At 36.6% G+C, this 17,531-nt stretch carries 15 protein-coding genes and 1 riboswitch; of the genes, 10 read left to right on the forward strand and 5 right to left on the reverse strand.

What is annotated here, in order from left to right; genetic code table 11:
- Positions 1-13 precede the first annotated feature (13 nt).
- The 3 genes from WKT09_RS03475 to WKT09_RS03485 all read left to right on the forward strand — a co-directional run bounded on the left by WKT09_RS03475 (position 14) and on the right by WKT09_RS03485 (position 2,317).
- Positions 14-619, forward strand: a complete 606-nt coding sequence (locus WKT09_RS03475; protein WP_340414710.1) for a lysozyme family protein — start codon at positions 14-16, stop codon at positions 617-619.
- A gap of 84 nt (positions 620-703) precedes the next feature.
- Positions 704-1,081, forward strand: coding sequence for a RidA family protein (locus WKT09_RS03480; RefSeq protein ID WP_340414711.1), 378 nt, complete (start codon positions 704-706; stop codon positions 1,079-1,081).
- A gap of 63 nt (positions 1,082-1,144) precedes the next feature.
- On the forward strand, positions 1,145-2,317 hold the full coding sequence (locus tag WKT09_RS03485) for an iron-containing alcohol dehydrogenase (protein ID WP_340414712.1): 1,173 nt from the start codon (positions 1,145-1,147) through the stop codon (positions 2,315-2,317).
- A 17-nt stretch (positions 2,318-2,334) separates the two neighbouring features.
- On the opposite strand, the gene WKT09_RS03490 is transcribed toward WKT09_RS03485, so the two are convergent.
- The gene (locus WKT09_RS03490; RefSeq protein WP_340414713.1) at positions 2,335-2,580 is read right to left on the reverse strand and encodes a DUF1450 domain-containing protein; all 246 of its coding nucleotides are present in this window, start codon (positions 2,578-2,580) and stop codon (positions 2,335-2,337) included.
- A gap of 269 nt (positions 2,581-2,849) precedes the next feature.
- Here WKT09_RS03490 and WKT09_RS03495 point away from each other — a divergent pair, with 269 nt between their 5' ends.
- From WKT09_RS03495 to WKT09_RS03525, 7 genes are all read left to right on the forward strand, one after another.
- Positions 2,850-3,755 (forward strand): DUF1002 domain-containing protein, encoded by a 906-nt coding sequence (locus tag WKT09_RS03495; protein WP_340414714.1) that lies wholly within the window; start codon positions 2,850-2,852, stop codon positions 3,753-3,755.
- Positions 3,756-3,878: 123 nt separating this feature from the next.
- A complete protein-coding gene (locus tag WKT09_RS03500; protein ID WP_340414715.1) occupies positions 3,879-5,402 on the forward strand; it encodes an MFS transporter in 1,524 nt (507 codons plus the stop codon).
- A 131-nt stretch (positions 5,403-5,533) separates the two neighbouring features.
- Complete coding sequence (locus tag WKT09_RS03505) at positions 5,534-7,198, forward strand: peptide ABC transporter substrate-binding protein (RefSeq protein WP_340414716.1); 1,665 nt, start codon at positions 5,534-5,536, stop codon at positions 7,196-7,198.
- Positions 7,199-7,354: 156 nt separating this feature from the next.
- A complete protein-coding gene (locus WKT09_RS03510; protein WP_340414717.1) occupies positions 7,355-8,287 on the forward strand; it encodes an ABC transporter permease in 933 nt (310 codons plus the stop codon).
- Positions 8,287-9,210 (forward strand): ABC transporter permease, encoded by a 924-nt coding sequence (locus WKT09_RS03515; RefSeq protein ID WP_340414718.1) that lies wholly within the window; start codon positions 8,287-8,289, stop codon positions 9,208-9,210. The genes WKT09_RS03510 and WKT09_RS03515 overlap by 1 nt, the downstream gene beginning before the upstream one ends.
- A gap of 17 nt (positions 9,211-9,227) precedes the next feature.
- Positions 9,228-10,253, forward strand: a complete 1,026-nt coding sequence (locus WKT09_RS03520) for an ABC transporter ATP-binding protein (RefSeq protein ID WP_340414719.1) — start codon at positions 9,228-9,230, stop codon at positions 10,251-10,253.
- On the forward strand, positions 10,246-11,238 hold the full coding sequence (locus WKT09_RS03525) for an ABC transporter ATP-binding protein (RefSeq protein WP_340414720.1): 993 nt from the start codon (positions 10,246-10,248) through the stop codon (positions 11,236-11,238). Before WKT09_RS03520 ends, WKT09_RS03525 begins: the two co-directional genes overlap by 8 nt.
- An 891-nt stretch (positions 11,239-12,129) precedes the next feature.
- On the opposite strand, the gene WKT09_RS03530 is transcribed toward WKT09_RS03525, so the two are convergent.
- The 4 genes from WKT09_RS03530 to WKT09_RS03545 form a co-directional block, all read right to left on the reverse strand.
- The gene (locus tag WKT09_RS03530) at positions 12,130-13,749 is read right to left on the reverse strand and encodes an ABC-F family ATP-binding cassette domain-containing protein (protein ID WP_340414721.1); all 1,620 of its coding nucleotides are present in this window, start codon (positions 13,747-13,749) and stop codon (positions 12,130-12,132) included.
- Positions 13,750-13,822: 73 nt separating this feature from the next.
- Positions 13,823-14,452 (reverse strand): YpmS family protein, encoded by a 630-nt coding sequence (locus WKT09_RS03535; RefSeq protein WP_340414722.1) that lies wholly within the window; start codon positions 14,450-14,452, stop codon positions 13,823-13,825.
- The gene (locus WKT09_RS03540; protein ID WP_340414723.1) at positions 14,445-15,341 is read right to left on the reverse strand and encodes an SGNH/GDSL hydrolase family protein; all 897 of its coding nucleotides are present in this window, start codon (positions 15,339-15,341) and stop codon (positions 14,445-14,447) included. The genes WKT09_RS03535 and WKT09_RS03540 overlap by 8 nt, the downstream gene beginning before the upstream one ends.
- A 291-nt stretch (positions 15,342-15,632) precedes the next feature.
- Positions 15,633-17,261, reverse strand: coding sequence for an O-acetylhomoserine aminocarboxypropyltransferase/cysteine synthase family protein (locus tag WKT09_RS03545; RefSeq protein ID WP_340414724.1), 1,629 nt, complete (start codon positions 17,259-17,261; stop codon positions 15,633-15,635).
- Between the two features lie 113 nt (positions 17,262-17,374).
- Positions 17,375-17,482, reverse strand: a riboswitch (SAM riboswitch).
- Between the last annotated feature and the right edge of the window lie 49 nt (positions 17,483-17,531).

A 17,531-nucleotide genomic window follows, 5' to 3' on the forward strand; every position in this document is an offset into this window, starting at 1 on the left:
TGAGGTTTTTAGGATGGGACAAAAAAGAACAGGGCGGAGTGTTTTATCAATTATATTATTGATAAGTGGCATATTGGTCACAGTTTCCTTACTTGTTGATCGTCATTCAGATGAAAAGCAGTTAATGGAAGATTTACAAATATATCATGTAGAAAATGAACGAAAAACCGTTACAAAGTACGCAAAAAAATACCATGTAGAAGAATATGTGGATGTATTATTGGCAATGATGCTACAAGAATCTGGTGGTAGAGGAAAGGATCCGATGCAGTCATCAGAAAGTTCCTGTGGGGAAATTGGTTGTATCAAAAGCCGAACCGAATCGATTGAACAAGGGGTCCAATATTTTTCACATGCATTGGAACGGGCGAATGGCGAGTTGGAGTTAGCGGTTCAGTCATATAATTTTGGGCTCGGGTTTATTGCATATGTAAAAGAACATGAAACGAACTATAATTTAGATATCGCGATTCAATTTTCAAAAGAAATGTATGAAAAATTAGATGACACGAATCATTATTCATGTTTACGTAAAGAGGCTGCTAAATACGATGCATGTTATGGAGATATTTATTATGCTCGTGACGTATTAGAGCAAAAGGAAAATTTCCAAAAATAACGAAAAGAAGCCATGTAGTGGTTTTCATACAGGGAATTAATTGTTATGATAAGATTATAGTAAAAAAAGAGAGGATGAAATGAGATGAAAGAAATTTTTACAAATAAAGCACCAGAAGCGATTGGACCTTATTCTCAAGCGATTGTTGCAGGTGATTTCTTATATGCATCAGGTGCCATCGGTATAAATCCAGAAACAGGAGAAGTAGTAGACGGAATTGAGAAGCAAACAATCCAAGTAATGGAGAACTTACGGACAGTTTTGTTGGAGGCTGGAGCATCTTTCTCTCAAGTTGCGAAATTTACAATCTATTTAAGTGATATGAATAATTTTGGTACAGTAAATGAAATTTATGGTCGTTATTTAAACAAGCCATATCCGGCGAGAGCGACAATTGAAGTAAGTCGTTTGCCAAAAGATGTTTTAGTAGAAATTGATGCTGTAGCGTATTTAAAGGGGTAATGTACATTACCCCTTTTTTTTCCCTACATTAGAGTGAAAATTCAAATAAAGAGGTGAAAAACGATGCAACCATTTATGTATTATAATCCGACTAAATTATTATTTGGAAAAGGTCAAATAGATCAATTAAGTAATGAAATAGGGAAGTATGGTAGAAAAATTTTACTCGTTTATGGCGGTGGAAGTATTAAGCGAAACGGGGTTTATGAAAAAATTACCTATGAATTGAAGAAAGCGAATGTGGAATGGGTCGAACTAATGGGGGTGGCATCCAACCCCAAATTATCGACAGTTCGTCGTGGCATTGATATTTGTAAACGGGAGAAGATTGATTTTATATTAGCGGTTGGCGGTGGAAGTGTCATCGATTGCACGAAGGCAATTGTCGTTGGAGCGAGGACGGAAGCAGATGTGTGGAATATTATTTGCAGAAAAACGAGGGCAATTGATGGGATTCCTTATGGTTCCATTGTTACTTTAGCAGGTACAGGTGCAGAGTTAAGTTTGAGTGCGGTCATTTCAAATGAAGAATCGAAAGAGAAACGCGCATTTGTTTCCTCATTTTCACGAGCGAAATTTTCCATTGTGGATCCGACATTAATGATTTCTGTTCCTCGTAAACATACGATAAACGGTGTTGTGGATACGATGAGTCATTTGTTGGAACATTATTTTCATCACGGAAACAATACGAATATTCAAGATGAGTTTTTGGAAGCGGCATTACGCAATGTTGCAACGACGGGAACGAAGTTATTAGAAGACTTGTCCAATGAATCATATCGAGAAACGATTGCTTATGCAAGTTCCATCGCATTAAGTGATCAAATGAATATGGGATTTGTTGGAGATTGGGGTACACACCATATTGAACATGCACTTTCAGCTGTACATGATATTCCACATGGTGGGGGCATGGCGATTTTATTCCCGAAATGGATGGAATATGTACTAGATGATGAAAATGTTAGTAGGTTTAAACGATTTGCTGTAAATGTTTTTGGGGTAGATGCTAATGGAAAGTCAGATAAACAAATTGCTCAAGAAGGTATTGAATCATTAGCTAGCTTATGGAAAGAATGGGGCGCACCTTCCTCTTTGGAGCATTATGACATTCATGATGATAAGACATTTTCTTTAATTGCACATAAAACGATGGAGACGGCACCAAATTGTGGGAACTTTAAACGTCTTCAAAAAGAAGATGTTCTACAAATCTTACAAAGAAGTTTATAACAAAAAAGAACTAGAAACTATGCATACATTTCTAGTTCTTTTTCAATTTGTTTTCGTATATTATCTAAACATTGTTCAGCTGTTTTTCCGTGTACGAGTTTGCCGTTTACTTGAGCATAAGGGCTATTTGCACATAGTCCACAAAAGGAAAGGCAACTATTGACGATGACAGCTACCTCTGGATATTCTGATTCAATAATTGTTTCAATATCTAATGTCATAATTGGATTTACACTACAAACGTCTACAATGACTATTCCCAATATTTCACACTTCCTATATTTTTATTCAAGTGATGTTCTTACAAACAGATGTAATTTATATGCACGTATGCTCGTATTTCTACCTTCAATACTAAAGATAAAAGCATATGATTATTTATCTATGTAATATTGTAAACGGAATAGGTAGGGGAAGGCAAAGTTACTGCTTTATCTATATGTCGAATATTGTTCATTGTATTTTTACCATAGAAAGCATAAAATATGTATACGGAAATGTCCATTTTTAAAGGAATAAAGGAGATTTGATGATGAAACGATTTAGTAAATGGTTACTCGTAGGAATCTTAGTTTTTGGATTAATGATACAGTTTTCACCATTTGTAGAGGCAGCAGAAATTGCGAAAACAGAAGAAGATTTATTAGGTGAAACGATTGTCGTTTATGGTGGAAATTTAAATGAGGCACAAAAAGCGGAAGTAAAAGATATTTTAAGTGTAGAAGATGGAGATACAGAATATAGTGTAACTGGACAAGATATCGCACATTATATTAATGGAGACCCAAATTCAAATATGTACTCTTCTGTAAAAATTACACCGAAAGAAGAAGGGCATGGCATTGCTGTACAAATTTTAACAGCGAACAATATAACAAAAGTAAATGCAGATATGTATCGTAATGCATTATTAACAGCTGGGATTGAAAATGCAGTGATTGAAGTAGGGTCCCCCATTCAAGTAACAGGTGAATCCGCATTATCTGGTATTTATAAAGCATACGATGCTAGTGGGGTGGAGCTTGATCAAGGAAGAATGGAAGTTGCGAATGATGAACTAGAAATTACATCTGATTTAGCAGATAAAGAAGGACTTTCCGATGAACAAGTAACAGCATTAATGACAGAAATTAAAAAGGTAATTTCAGAGGAAAAACCGGCAACACGAGAAGATGTGGAACAAATCGTGTCTGAACAGTTAGACCGTTTAGAAATTACTCTAAGTGATGAAGACCGTCAATTACTTATTGATTTATTTGATAAAATGCGTGATTTAGATATCGATTTTGGAAAAGTAAGGGATCAATTAGAAGATATTACATCGACAATTAAAGACAGGTTAGACGATCTTGATATAAATTTAGATGAAGGGTTTTGGGAAAAAGTAAAAGCATTCTTCAATGATATCATTGATTGGATTGCAACATTTTTTAAATAAGTAAAGTAAAAACGTGGAAACACGAATACATCTAGATGAAAAATAGTAGATTCTTTCATCCGACAAGATAGGGTGTATTCGTGTTTTTATGTATGGTAGGAAAATATTGAAGGATGTGGTTTTGTGCAACAACAGTCATATAAGTGGCCAATTATTTTATTTACAATTGGGGTATTTATGGCAGGGCTTGATAATGGAATTATTAGTGCTGCATTAACGACGATATATCAATCGTTTGAAGTATCGCCGAGTTGGGGCGCATGGGCGATTACATTATATACATTAGGCCTAGCGATTTCGGTACCTATTATTGGGAAATTGTCGGATCGTTATGGACGTAAAAAGTTATTTTTATTTGAAATATTCTTATTTGGATTAGGCTCTTTTCTCGTAGCTCTTAGTCCAACGTTTACGATGTTATTAATCGCTCGTTTCATTCAAGCGATTGGTGGCGGTGGTATATTTATTATTGGTTCTACATATGTTTTAACAACGGTTCCAAAAGAACATCAAGGGAAGTTTCTCGGTTTGTTAGGGTCGATGCATGGATTATCAGCAGTTGTTGGACCGAATGTAGGGGCACTTATTTTACATCTTACAGGAAAATGGGAATGGATGTTTTTAATTAATGTACCGATTGCAATCTTTTTATTTTGTATGGGCCTTTGGAAAATGGATGAGGAAAAGCGTACAAGTGAAGGTCGTTTAGATGTAATTGGTGCGGCATATTTATCTTTATTCATTCTATTTATTATGTTGGGCTTAACGAACTTAGATCCACAAGCATGGGTACATAGTATGTTATCGGTTGCTGTTTTACCTTATATTGTTGCGGCAGTTATTCTCGGCGTGGCCTTTTTACGACATGAGTATCGAGTGGAAGCGCGGGGAGAAGACCCGATTATTGCGACGAGTACATTGCGTCATGTGCCATTTATTGGAACGCTTTTCTTAGGAATTTTATCGGGTGGATTTTTAGCAACGATTGTATTTATACCGAGTTATGTGGAACAAGTATTACAAGTCCCTGTTGAAAGTGCGGCTTTTTGGGTAACACCTGTGGCAATAGCATCTGGAATTGGTTCAGGACTTGGTGGATTTTTAACAGACAAAATTGGTCCAAAAAGAACTATTATATTATCTGGGATCATCGGTTTTACGGGATTTTTACTTTTTTATCAATTTGTAGACAATATGTTTATGTTCGTTATTGCAAGTATGTTCGCAGGTATCGGACTAGGATTTTTATTAGGAGCACCACTAAATGTATTGATGAGTTTAACGGTTGCTGAAGAGGAGTATGGTTCGTCACTCGGTACATTATCTTTAATGAGACAAATGGGAATGACCATCTTTCCGATGGTGTTTGCAAGCTTTGTGACGAGCAGTGTAAAGCAGTTAGGTACAGATATTCAATCCGTGACAGTAAGTACGTTTTCGATTCCAGCTGGAAATGAGGATGCCCTTTATGGAATCATTATGGAAAAAATTGGCCAAATGCAAGCAGGAGAAGAAAAAGAAACATTGCTTCAGTTCGTTGCGAACACGATGGAAATAGGATTTGGACATATGTTCCTTACGACAATGGTTTTAGCGACAGTTGTTAGTATCATTGGATTTATGTTTTTAGCATTTCATAAGCAATAAAAGATAGTCGGAATGTAACCGTTCACAGAATATTCCGACTATAACTCAAATTGTGGAAAAGTTAAAAAAAGTATGTATAATTGAAATATCAGATAAAATCTGTATTTTTAAAAAAGGGGAGGGTTCATACGATGAACTGGAAGAAATGGTCTTTACTTTTAACAATCGCTTTCGCATTTTCGTTATTTCTAGCAGCATGTGGTGGCGGAAATAATGATGCTGGATCAAATAACGGCAACGATGAAAGCGGAAACAATAATGCTGAAAACGCGGAACCATCTGGCGATCAGTCATTAAACATTAATATTAAATCAGAGCCACCTTCATTACATCCGGGTACTTCATCTGATACGACTTCGAGTGCAGTACTTGACCAAATATTTGAGGGATTAACTCGAATTAATTTAGAAGGAGAACCAGAGGAAGCGATGGCTGAGAGCATTGATGTATCTGAAGACGGATTAACATATACATTTAAAATCCGTGAAGATGCAGAATGGTCAAATGGGGATCCTGTTACAGCAGAGGATTTCGAATATGCGTGGAAATGGGTGTTAGATCCTGAAAGCGCAGATACGGACTATGCATATCAATTATACCCAATTAAAGGTGCGGAAGATGCAAAGGAAAACGGTGGATCTTTAGATGACGTTGGGATCACAGTAGAAGACGAGAAAACATTAGTGGTTGAGTTAGAACAGCCAACAGATTATTTCTTAGAATTAACAGCATTCCATACTTATTATCCGTTAAATAAAGATGTTGCAAGTAAAAATGACAAATGGGCTTTAGATGTTGGAGACGACTACGTCACGAACGGGCCATTCAAATTAGTTTCTTGGGAGCATAAAGACCGTATCGTTATTGAGAAAAACGAAGATTACTGGGATGCAGATACGGTACAATTAGAAACTGTTACCATGCATATGATTGACGATGAGTCAACGGCATTATCTATGTATGAAAATGATGAATTAGACTGGATTGGAGACCCTGTTGATGCGATTCCTTTAGCGGCAATCCAATCGATGAAAGATGCGGGAGAATTACACATTGCTGACCGTGCTGGATTATACTATTATGCAGTTAACCATGAAGACGAAGTGTTAGCAAATGCAAATATCCGTAAAGCATTAGCTTTATCTATTAACCGCCAAGGAATTGTAGATAATGTTACACAAACAGAAGAAAAGCCAGCAATGGCATTAGTACCACCTTCCATGTTTGAAGAGAACGAAGAAGGATACTTCGCAGATAATGATATTGATGAGGCGAAGAAATATTTAGAAAAAGGTTTAGATGAATTAGGTTTAGATGAATTACCAGCAATTAAACTTTCTTATAACACAGATGAAGGACACGCGGCAATTGCACAAGCTGTTCAAGATATGTGGAATAAGAACTTAGATTTAAATGTTGAATTAAATAACGAAGAATGGAACGTTTACTTAGACTCATTAGGAGAAGGAAACTATCAAATCGGTCGTATGGGTTGGATTGCAGACTTTAACGATGCGATTAACTTCTTAGAGTTATTCGAAACAGTTGGTGGAAACAACTATACGAACTGGGAGAACGATGAATTCAAAGCGTTATTAGAAGATTCACGTGCAGAACTTGATTCTGACAAACGTCAAGAAATTTTAAAAGAAGCTGAAGAATTATTTATGGAAGAATTACCAATCGTTCCTGTTTACTTCTATACAAACACATATGCTGCAAAAGACAATGTAAAAGGCATTGAGGCTCTACCTGTAGGTGCATTCAACCTTAAGTGGGGTTACAAAGCAGAATAATATGCATGTTTGCACATGAAAAAGGGGGTGATCCATTTCACCCTTTTTTCATGTTTTGTACATCTACAATATCTTGCCCCAGAATGAATTGTAGTTCCTCGAACGAATAAATAACTTCTTAAATAATGAATGAGTTTAGTATGGAGGTGTGTTCACGTGGTTAAATATATTTTAAAGAGGATTGGATATATTTTCGTTTCTTTGTTTTTTATTGTTACGATTACTTTCTTTTTAATGCAAGCAGCTCCAGGTGGTCCGTTTGCATCAGAACGAAAATTGCCTCCTAAAATTGAAGAACAGATGAACGAATTATATGGTTTAAATGATCCGATTTTTGTACAGTATACGGATTATTTAGTAAGAGTAGCAAAATGGGATTTCGGTCCATCATTTAAATATGTTGGTCAAAGTGTAAACGATATTATTTCACGTAGTTTTCCATACTCTTTAGTATTGGGAATCGAAGCGATTTTAATTGCTCTTTCTATTGGAGTGTTATTAGGAGTTGTCGCAGCACTGTACCATAATAAATTTGGGGATTATGTTGCGATGATTATTGCCGTACTAGGAATATCTGTACCGAGCTTTATTTTAGCGGCTCTATTACAATATGTCTTTGCTATCAAAATGGGTGCATTTCCAATCGCAAAAATGGACACCTTTTGGCATACAATTTTACCGGCGGTTGCCATCGCGACGACCCCACTTGCCTTTATTGCACGGCTAATGCGTTCGAGTATGCTGGATGTATTAAGTTCTGATTATATTAAGACAGCTAAGGCAAAAGGTTTAAGTGGTCGTGTGACAATTTACCGTCATGGTATTCGAAATGCCATTTTACCTGTTGTTTCTTACTTAGGACCATTAGTTGTTCAAGTATTAACGGGAAGTTTCATTATCGAGAAGATCTTTGCTATACCAGGACTTGGAAATGAATTCGTAACGAGTATTACGAACCGTGACTATACAGTTATTATGGGGACGACCGTATTCTTTAGTGTATTATTATTAGTGTCCATTTTAATTGTCGATATTATTTATGGATTGATCGATCCTCGAATTAAAGTTACTGGAAAGGGGGACCAGTAATGTCACAACCACAATTAAATCAAAGTGATTTTGAACGAATGGAATATATGCAGTCAGATGCTGAGAAAATAGCCGGAGAAAGTACTTCTTATTGGAAAGATGCTTGGCGTCGATTCCGTAAAAATAAATTAGCGCTTTTTGGTGTATTCATTATACTCTTTTTAGGTGTGATGTCATTTGCGGGTGAATCTATATCAGGGCACAACTATTATGACAACGATTTAATGATGGCGAATCAGTCACCATCTGCTGAACATTGGTTTGGAACAGATAATTTAGGCCGTGATATCTTTGCTCGTACATGGTATGGGGCAAAAATCTCCTTATTTATCGGTTTAATGGCAGCGTTTATTGACGTATTAATCGGTATTATTTGGGGTTCGGTTTCAGGATATTTAGGTGGTAAAGTAGATGAATATATGATGCGTGTGGCAGATATTTTATCTGGTGTACCATACCTTTTAGTAGTAATTTTATTAATGGTTGTTATGAAACCAGGATTATGGACGATGATTATCGCCATGACGATTACAGGGTGGATAAACATGGCCAGAATCGTTCGTGGAGAAGTGATGCGATTGAAAAATGAAGAATATGTACTTGCCGCGAAATCACTCGGAGCAAGTAGTTATCGAATATTATCGAAACATTTAATACCTAATACATTAGGCCCGATTTTAGTTACGTTAACATTAACAATCCCGACGGCTATTTTTACGGAGGCGTTTTTAAGTTTCTTAGGATTAGGTGTACCAGCACCTAGAGCTAGTTGGGGTACGATGAGTTCTGATGCGATTGCTGCATTACAATATTATCCATATCAATTATTTTTCCCGGCATTCTTTATTTGTTTAACGATGCTTGCGTTTAACTTAATTGGTGATGGATTACGAGATGCACTTGACCCGAAAGATCGTCGTTAGTTTGGAGGGGAATGAAGATGAAAAAAGTGTTAGAAGTGAAGGACCTATCTGTTTCGTTCCATACATATGGCGGAGAGGTACAAGCGGTCCGTAAAGTAAATTTTGACTTGTGTGAAAAAGAAACATTAGCAATTGTTGGAGAATCTGGTTCAGGTAAAAGTGTAACGGTTCAATCGATTATGCGTTTGCTTGCCATGCCACCAGGAGAGTTTAAAACTGGCGAAATTTTACTCGATGGTGAAAATTTAATTGATAAATCAGAAAAACAAATGGAGAAAATTCGTGGAAAAGATATCGGAATGATTTTCCAAGACCCGATGACTTCTTTAAACCCAACGATGAAAATTGGTCGCCAAATTACAGAAGGACTAATAAAACACCAAGGTGTTTCAAAGAGGGAAGCATATGACCGTGGAATTGAACTATTAAACCTTGTTGGAATTCCAAATCCTGAACGTCGTATTAATCAATATCCGCATGAATTCTCTGGTGGTATGAGACAAAGAGCGATGATTGCGATTGCACTTTCTTGTAACCCGAAGGTACTAATTGCGGATGAACCGACGACAGCATTAGATGTTACGATTCAAGCGCAAATTTTAGATTTGTTACGTGATATTCAAGAGGAAATGAATACAGCTATTATTTTAATTACACATGATTTAGGGGTCGTTGCAAATGCCGCAGACCGAGTGGCGGTGATGTATGGTGGAAAGGTGGTAGAAACAGGAACGGTCGATGAAATTTTCTATCAGCCGAAACACCCATATACGTGGGGATTGTTAGGATCAATGCCGAAGCTGAATCACTCAAAAGAGAAGTTACAGTCTATTCCGGGATCACCACCTGATTTAAAAGATCCTCCAAAAGGTTGTCCATTTGCGGCACGTTGTCCTTACTCGATGAAAGTATGTGATCAGCATATGCCAGAGTTTAAAGCATCATCTAACACACAGCAAACAGCTTGTTGGTTACTAGATGAACGGGCACCGAAAGTGGAACCTCCAGCACATATTATGGTAGGAGGGGAAAACAATGAGTAGTAACGAAAAATTACTAGAGATTCGAAATTTAAAAAAGCATTTCAATATAGACCGTAACAATGTGTTAAAAGCGGTGGATGGATTAAATTTTGATATTTATAAAGGAGAGACATTTGGATTAGTTGGAGAATCTGGATGTGGTAAATCAACTGCGGGACGTACAATCATGCGTTTGTATGAGGCGACAGAAGGAGAAGTTATCTTTAAAGGGGAAGATGTACATGGCCCTAAAAAGAAGGATGCTTTAAAGAAATTTAATCAAAATATGCAAATGATTTTCCAAGACCCATATGCATCTTTAAATCCACGTATGACAGTTACTGATATTATTGCTGAAGGGTTAGATATTCACGGTTTAGTGAGGACGAAACAAGAACGTTTGCAGCGTGTACACGAGCTACTCGAAATTGTTGGGCTAAATAAAGAACACGGAAACCGTTATCCACATGAATTTAGTGGAGGACAACGCCAACGGATTGGGATTGCACGTGCATTAGCAGTAAATCCAGAATTTATCGTAGCGGATGAACCAATTTCTGCATTAGATGTGTCGATACAAGCACAAGTTGTAAACTTAATGAAAGAGTTGCAGGAAGATCATGGGTTAACCTATTTATTTATTGCACATGATTTATCGATGGTTCGTCATATTAGTGACCGTGTCGGTGTCATGTATTTAGGGAATATGGCCGAGGTTGCGACGAGTGAAGAGTTATACGAAAATCCTCTTCACCCATACACGCAAGCGTTATTAAGTGCTGTGCCGATTCCGAATCCGAAATTAGAACGCTCACGTGAACGAATCGAAATCAAAGGTGATTTACCGAGTCCAATTGATCCACCAAGTGGTTGTGTGTTTAGAACGAGATGTCCATTTGCGACAGAAGTATGTGCAAATGTGCAGCCATTTTATCAAGAATACAAAAAAGACCACTGGGTTGCATGTCATAAATATGATGATCGTTATAAAGATAATTTTGAATAATAGATGCCACGGGAGTATAATCTCGTGGCTCTTTGCATTTGTTGCAACCACTGCGGAAACGGATGCGATAAACGAAATTTGGATGCAACAACCGCGCAAACGGATGCGATAAACAAATTTTAGATGCAACCACCGCGCAAACGGATGCAATAAATAAAATTCAGATGCAACAACTGCGCAAACAGATGCAATAAATAAAATTCAGATGCAACCACCGCGCAAACAGATGCAACAAACAAAATTTAGATGCAACCACCGCGGAAACGGATGCAATAAACAAAATTTAGATGCAACCACCGCGGAAACAGATGCGATAAATAAAATTCAGATGCAACCACCGCGGAAACGGATGCGATAAACGAAATTTGGATGCAACCACCACGAAAACAGATGCAATAAATAAAATTCAGATGCAACCACCGCGCAAACAGATGCAATAAACAAAATTCAGATGCAACCACCACGAAAACAGATGCAACAAACAAAATTCAGATGCAACAACTGCGCAAACAGATGCAACAAACAAATTTTAGATGCAACAACTGCGAAAACAGATGCAATAAACAAATTTCAGATGCAACCACCTCGCAAACAGATGCAATAAACAAATTTTAGATGCAACAACTGCGAAAACAGATGCAATAGATAAAATTCAGATGCAACAACCACAAAAACAGATGCAATAAACAAAATTTAGATGCAACAACTGCGAAAACAGATGCAATAAACAAAATTTAGATGCAACCACCGTGAGAACAGATGCAATAAACAAAATTTAGATGCAATAAACAAATTTCAGATGCAACAACCACCGCGGAAACAGATGCAATAAACAAATTTCAGATGCAACAAAAAAGGATTCCAGCAAAATAAGCTAGAATCCTAAAATATTTATACGTACATTGCTGCCACTTCTTTTTGTAATTTTTCGTCACGGACATATTCATCATATGTCATCGATTTATCGATGATACCGTTTGGTGTAAGTTCAATTAGACGATTTGCAATACTATTAACAAACTGATGGTCGCTAGATGTAAATAAAATCGATCCTTTAAACTTAATTAATCCATTGTTTAAAGCTGTAATGGATTCTAAGTCTAAGTGACTTGTCGGTTCATCAAAAATGAGTACGTTTGATTCTGCAAGCATCATTTTAGATAACATACAACGTACTTTTTCTCCTCCTGAAAGCACTTTTGCTTGTTTTAAAGCTTCTTCACCTGAGAAGAGCATTCTACCTAAAAATCCGCGTAAAAATGTTTCGGTTTGATCTTCAGGTGAATATTGACGTAGCCATTCTACTAATGTTAATTCGTTATTTTCGAAATAAGCACTGTTATCTTTCGGGAAGTAGGAGCGAGAAGTAGTGACACCCCAATGGAATGCTCCACTATCAGGTTCCATTTCTCCATTTAAAATGTCAAATAACACCGTGTTTGCTAGGTCATCTTTTCCAACGAAAGCAACTTTTTCATCTTTATTAATCGTAAATGACACATTGTCTAACACTTTTTGTCCGTTAATCGTTTTCGTTAACCCATCGACACGTAACAAATCATTTCCAATTTCACGACCTGGTGTGAAGGCAACATATGGATAACGGCGTGAAGAAGGTTTAATGTCATCTAATGTAATGTTTTCTAGTAATTTACGACGTGAAGTCGCTTGTTTAGATTTTGATGCATTCGCACTAAAGCGCGCGATAAATGCTTGTAAATCTTTAATTTTTTCTTCCTTTTTCTTGTTTTCTTCTTTTGCCATTTTTGCCGCTAATTGACTAGACTCGTACCAGAAATCATAGTTTCCAACATAAATTTCAATTTTTCCGAAGTCAACATCTGCAATATGTGTACACACATTGTTTAAGAAATGACGGTCGTGTGAAACGACGATTACCGTATTTTCAAAGTCTGCTAAGAAATCTTGTAGCCAATGAATCGCTTGAATATCAAGTCCGTTCGTCGGCTCGTCCAATAATAATACATCGGGTGTACCAAATAAAGCTTGTGCTAATAACACTTTAACTTTTTGGTCATTTTTTAGTTCAGACATTTGTTTATCATGCAATGAATCTGGTATGCCTAATCCAGAAAGTAAAATAGCTGCTTCGGATTCCGCTTCCCAACCATTTAATTCTGCAAATTCTCCTTCTAGTTCTGCAGCACGGATTCCGTCTTCTTCTGTGAAATCTGTTTTTAAATAGATCGCGTCCTTTTCCTTCATGACGTTATATAAACGTTCATGGCCCATTAAAACGGTCTCTAACACTTGTTCATTTTCATATGCGAAATGATCTTGTTTTAACACGGCAATACGTTGATCTGCATCTAGTGACACATGGCCTTTTTGTGGCTCAATTTCTCCAGATAAAATTTTTAAAAATGTTGATTTACCGGCACCATTTGCTCCGATTACTCCATAACAGTTCCCATTATTAAATTGTATATTGACATCTTCAAATAATTTTTTATCTCCAAATCGTAAACTAACGTCGGTGACATTTAACATGTACATGTTCCTTCCTAAATTTATTATCTCAAGTAAGCGTAAGTGATTATCGTATATTCGTCAATAATTAGCTCTAATTATTCGATCCTTTTTTAGCGAGGCTATCAATTCCTAATGTCTTATAAGGGACATCAAATTTAAAGGCGATATTGTTCGTTTCCAAGTCAAATGCATGTACAGCGACATGGAAATTACTCTTTATATCCATTTCTGTTACTTGTACATAAATTTCTTCTTCTCGTGGATTAATAATTACCCATTCCGGTGTTGGTAAATATTGCTCGATATATTGCATAATTTTTTTGTTCGGTAATTTTAAATCGCCGACAGAGATGGATTTTTGTTTTAAGGATAAATCACCGTTCTCTTGAACAATTGGTTCAAAATTGACTACTAACGGAACGGTGGAGGAGAAAACGGGAATTTCCCCGAATAATTGTACTTCCTCATCAATATTAATATAAAATTGATGCTCTGTATCTGCTAATAGTTTATCTAAATACGCATTAACCAAATTATTAACATGATGTTTGGTCGATCGAACGATAAATTCCGAACTATCTTCTAATTTATAGGCAGTTCGTTCCTTTTCAATATCGACTTTAGGTACAGGAGAATAAAAATAAAGTGTTAATAGGAGGAGTACCCCAATATTAACCCCCGCTAATATATAAAATCGTTTTTTCCATATATTTTTATTCATGGTTTCGTTCCCCTTCATGGATGACAAATTGTAAAATACGTTCAGCCATCATTTCATATCCAGTATGATTCGGGTGGAAATGGTCTTCGGATAAATAAAAGTCATTTTCAGCTTCATCGAAAATATCGACCATCGGAATAAAGTATCCTTTTTCATAACGATTTGCTACGTCTGCTCCTATTGTATTCCAACTTTCTACAATATAGTCCAACTCTTCTATATCTGAAAAATATCGTTTAAACGGATTGTAAAAACCGATCAAGTAAATTTCTGTATCTTCATTTAATGCTTTTATGGTATCAAAAATGGTTTCGAGTCGTTGTTCATATTTAATTTGTTCACTCGTAAATGGATCTAATGATAAGTCGGCAAAATTGTCTTTAAATACTTGCATAATATCATTCGCTCCGATGGTAATAAGTACAATATGTGACTTTTCAATCGCCCTTTTTATTTCTTTTTCTTCTAGACGTTCGATTAATTGTCCACTTCGGTTGCCACGTTTACCGAAATTATCGAAATGGACGAGTTGTTTTTCTTCATTAATTGTTTCATCTAAAACACCGACATAACCACCATTTCCCGTTTCATCCCCTACACCTTCTGTTAAAGAATCACCAATAGCAACGACATTAATATCGCTTGTGAAAAAGAAGTTCGCAGCCCGTTTTAATTGATCTGAAATAAAGTCACGTACGGGGTCTTCTTTCATCATTGCTGTTTCTAAATCCTCATCTAATTCTTTATCGTCGCCTTCTATTTCACTCGTTATTTCATCTTCAATGATTTTATTTATAGGTTTTTGTTTTTTGGGCGTAGAGAAAAATGCTAACAAAATGATGCTTATAATAATGATGGACAATATAATTGTTCGTTTAATAAAAATCACACCTATATTTCAATATTATCTATATTATAGATGACATTCCTTGATTATATAAGTACTTTACCAAAATCGTTAAATAAATGTAAACGTATGAAAATAAAGGTATTCATTACATAAAAAGAGAGGAAGCCGATATAGGTTGAAATAACAAAATATTTTGGCCTTTTCTTTCATCATATGCTCTATGGCTTTATCATTTTTTGGGATAAAAAAAGTTCTGTTTATCTTAAAAAAGATAAACAGAACGGTTATTTTTAAATCAAGTTCAATGTCTAGTTTTTTATATTTTCATTATTATGCACGTTTGTTCCTAGCATTTTTCACTGTCGTTACTAGATCATTGTTGGTGATGACGATTGCCTGACCATTTGCCGTCACATCACCATTAGACCAGACGATGGTTGCACCTACATGATTTTCCACTGTTGGCTCGTCCGTATATAGGATATCTACAATGTCTTCTTCTACATCCTGTACATGAACAATACGATATCCTAATGGACGTAATTCATTTGCTTTATCTAGTAACGCATCTGATCCTTGAACGGCAATTGTTTTTGCACGTAACCCTTCAGAACGATCAAATGGCGAGTTCGTTACCCAATCGATCGCTATATGATTGGTCGTTTCCAGCACCGTTTCACCAGTTGCTTGTCCAATTGCACGATCTAATGTAGCTAAAATATCGTCAATCGCCTCAATACCGACAGAAAGACGAACAAGGTCTTCTGTTACACCACTTTTTGCAAGATCTGCTTCATTTAACTGTTGGTGTGTTGTGGAAGCTGGGTGGATGATTAATGATTTTGCATCTCCTACGTTTGCAACGTGAGACCATAATTCAATATGGTCGATCAATGTTTTACCAGCTTCTAGCCCACCTTTAATACCGAATGTAATGACAGATCCATATCCATATTCAAAATATTTATGTGCTAGTTCATGTGATGGATGATCGTCAAATCCAGGGAAGTTCACCCACGTTACACCAGGGTGGTCTTTCAGGAAGTTGGCGATTTTTATGGCGTTTTCGCTATGACGTTCTAAGCGAACATGTAATGTTTCTAATCCTTGTGTTAATAAAAACGCGTTATGTGGGCTTATAGCTGCTCCTGTGTCACGTAATAATTGCACACGAATACGAAGTGCAAATGCAACAGGCCCTAAGTCTGCAAAACGAACCCCACCATAACTTTCATCTGGCTCCGTAAATCCAGGGAATTTGTCACTATCCCAGTTGAAACGTCCGCCATCGACAATAATTCCACCGATCGATGTTCCGTGTCCACCAATCCATTTTGTCGCGGAATGTACGACAACATCTGCTCCCCACTTTAGTGGTTTCGCAAATTTTGGTGCAAAAGTATTATCAATAATTAATGGAATCCCATGTTCGTGTGCAATATTTGCGACTGCTTCCACATCAAACACATTTAAACTAGGATTCGTAATCGTTTCCCCAAAAATGGCTTTCGTTTTATCTGTAATCGCATTGCGAATTGCATCCAGATCTGTCCCATCAACGATTTTTACCGTAATACCGAAGCGTGGCAATGTATGAATGAATAAATTATATGTTCCACCATATAAATTACTATCTGCCACAATTTCATCGCCTGCACTAGCAACATTTAAAATTGCATATGTAATTGCTGCCATTCCGGAAGCAACTGCCACTGCCGCTGTTCCGTCTTCTAACTGAGCGACACGTTGTTCAAAGGCGTCTGTCGTAGGATTCATTAAGCGTGTATAAATATTACCGGGTTCTGTTAATGCAAATAAGTTGCGAGCATGGTCTGTATCGTTAAATACATAAGAAGTAGTTTGATAGATTGGTAATGCACGAGAGCCTGTTGTAGGATCTGGTTCTTGACCTGCATGAAGTAAGATAGTTTCATCTTTCTGATAACGAAATGTTGACATGTAAAACTCCTCCTTAAAATTTTGAACGTATTGTATTTTATTTGAGAAGGTGATGATATAAAAAAACCTCTTCTACATGATTGTAAGAAGAGGGATCATTATGTATTGTCCTCCTCTTATCTTCCAGAATATCATCTGTAGGATTTGGCACCGTTAAAAGCAATTGCTTTAAGGTTGCTGGACTTCTCAGGGCCTATTCCCTCCATCCGTCTTGATAAGAGATATGTCGATGAAATTAGTATCCATTATACCTGTAAATGAATCAAAGTC

The organism is Pseudogracilibacillus sp. ICA-222130 (genome assembly GCF_037892545.1).
Lineage (GTDB): Bacteria > Bacillota > Bacilli > Bacillales > Amphibacillaceae > Pseudogracilibacillus.

Excerpts from the sequence above, each read along its gene's own strand:
- WKT09_RS03475 (WP_340414710.1), top strand. The coding sequence starts at position 14 with ATGGGACAAAAAAGAACAGGGCGGAGTGTTTTATCAATTATATTATTG.
- WKT09_RS03480 (WP_340414711.1), top strand. The coding sequence starts at position 704 with ATGAAAGAAATTTTTACAAATAAAGCACCAGAAGCGATTGGACCTTAT.
- WKT09_RS03485 (WP_340414712.1), top strand. The coding sequence starts at position 1,145 with ATGCAACCATTTATGTATTATAATCCGACTAAATTATTATTTGGAAAA.
- WKT09_RS03495 (WP_340414714.1), top strand. The coding sequence starts at position 2,850 with ATGAAACGATTTAGTAAATGGTTACTCGTAGGAATCTTAGTTTTTGGA.
- WKT09_RS03505 (WP_340414716.1), top strand. The coding sequence starts at position 5,534 with ATGAACTGGAAGAAATGGTCTTTACTTTTAACAATCGCTTTCGCATTT.
- WKT09_RS03515 (WP_340414718.1), top strand. The coding sequence starts at position 8,287 with ATGTCACAACCACAATTAAATCAAAGTGATTTTGAACGAATGGAATAT.
- WKT09_RS03520 (WP_340414719.1), top strand. The coding sequence starts at position 9,228 with ATGAAAAAAGTGTTAGAAGTGAAGGACCTATCTGTTTCGTTCCATACA.
- WKT09_RS03525 (WP_340414720.1), top strand. The coding sequence starts at position 10,246 with ATGAGTAGTAACGAAAAATTACTAGAGATTCGAAATTTAAAAAAGCAT.
- WKT09_RS03530 (WP_340414721.1), bottom strand. The coding sequence starts at position 13,749 with ATGTTAAATGTCACCGACGTTAGTTTACGATTTGGAGATAAAAAATTA.
- WKT09_RS03535 (WP_340414722.1), bottom strand. The coding sequence starts at position 14,452 with ATGAATAAAAATATATGGAAAAAACGATTTTATATATTAGCGGGGGTT.
- WKT09_RS03545 (WP_340414724.1), bottom strand. The coding sequence starts at position 17,261 with ATGTCAACATTTCGTTATCAGAAAGATGAAACTATCTTACTTCATGCA.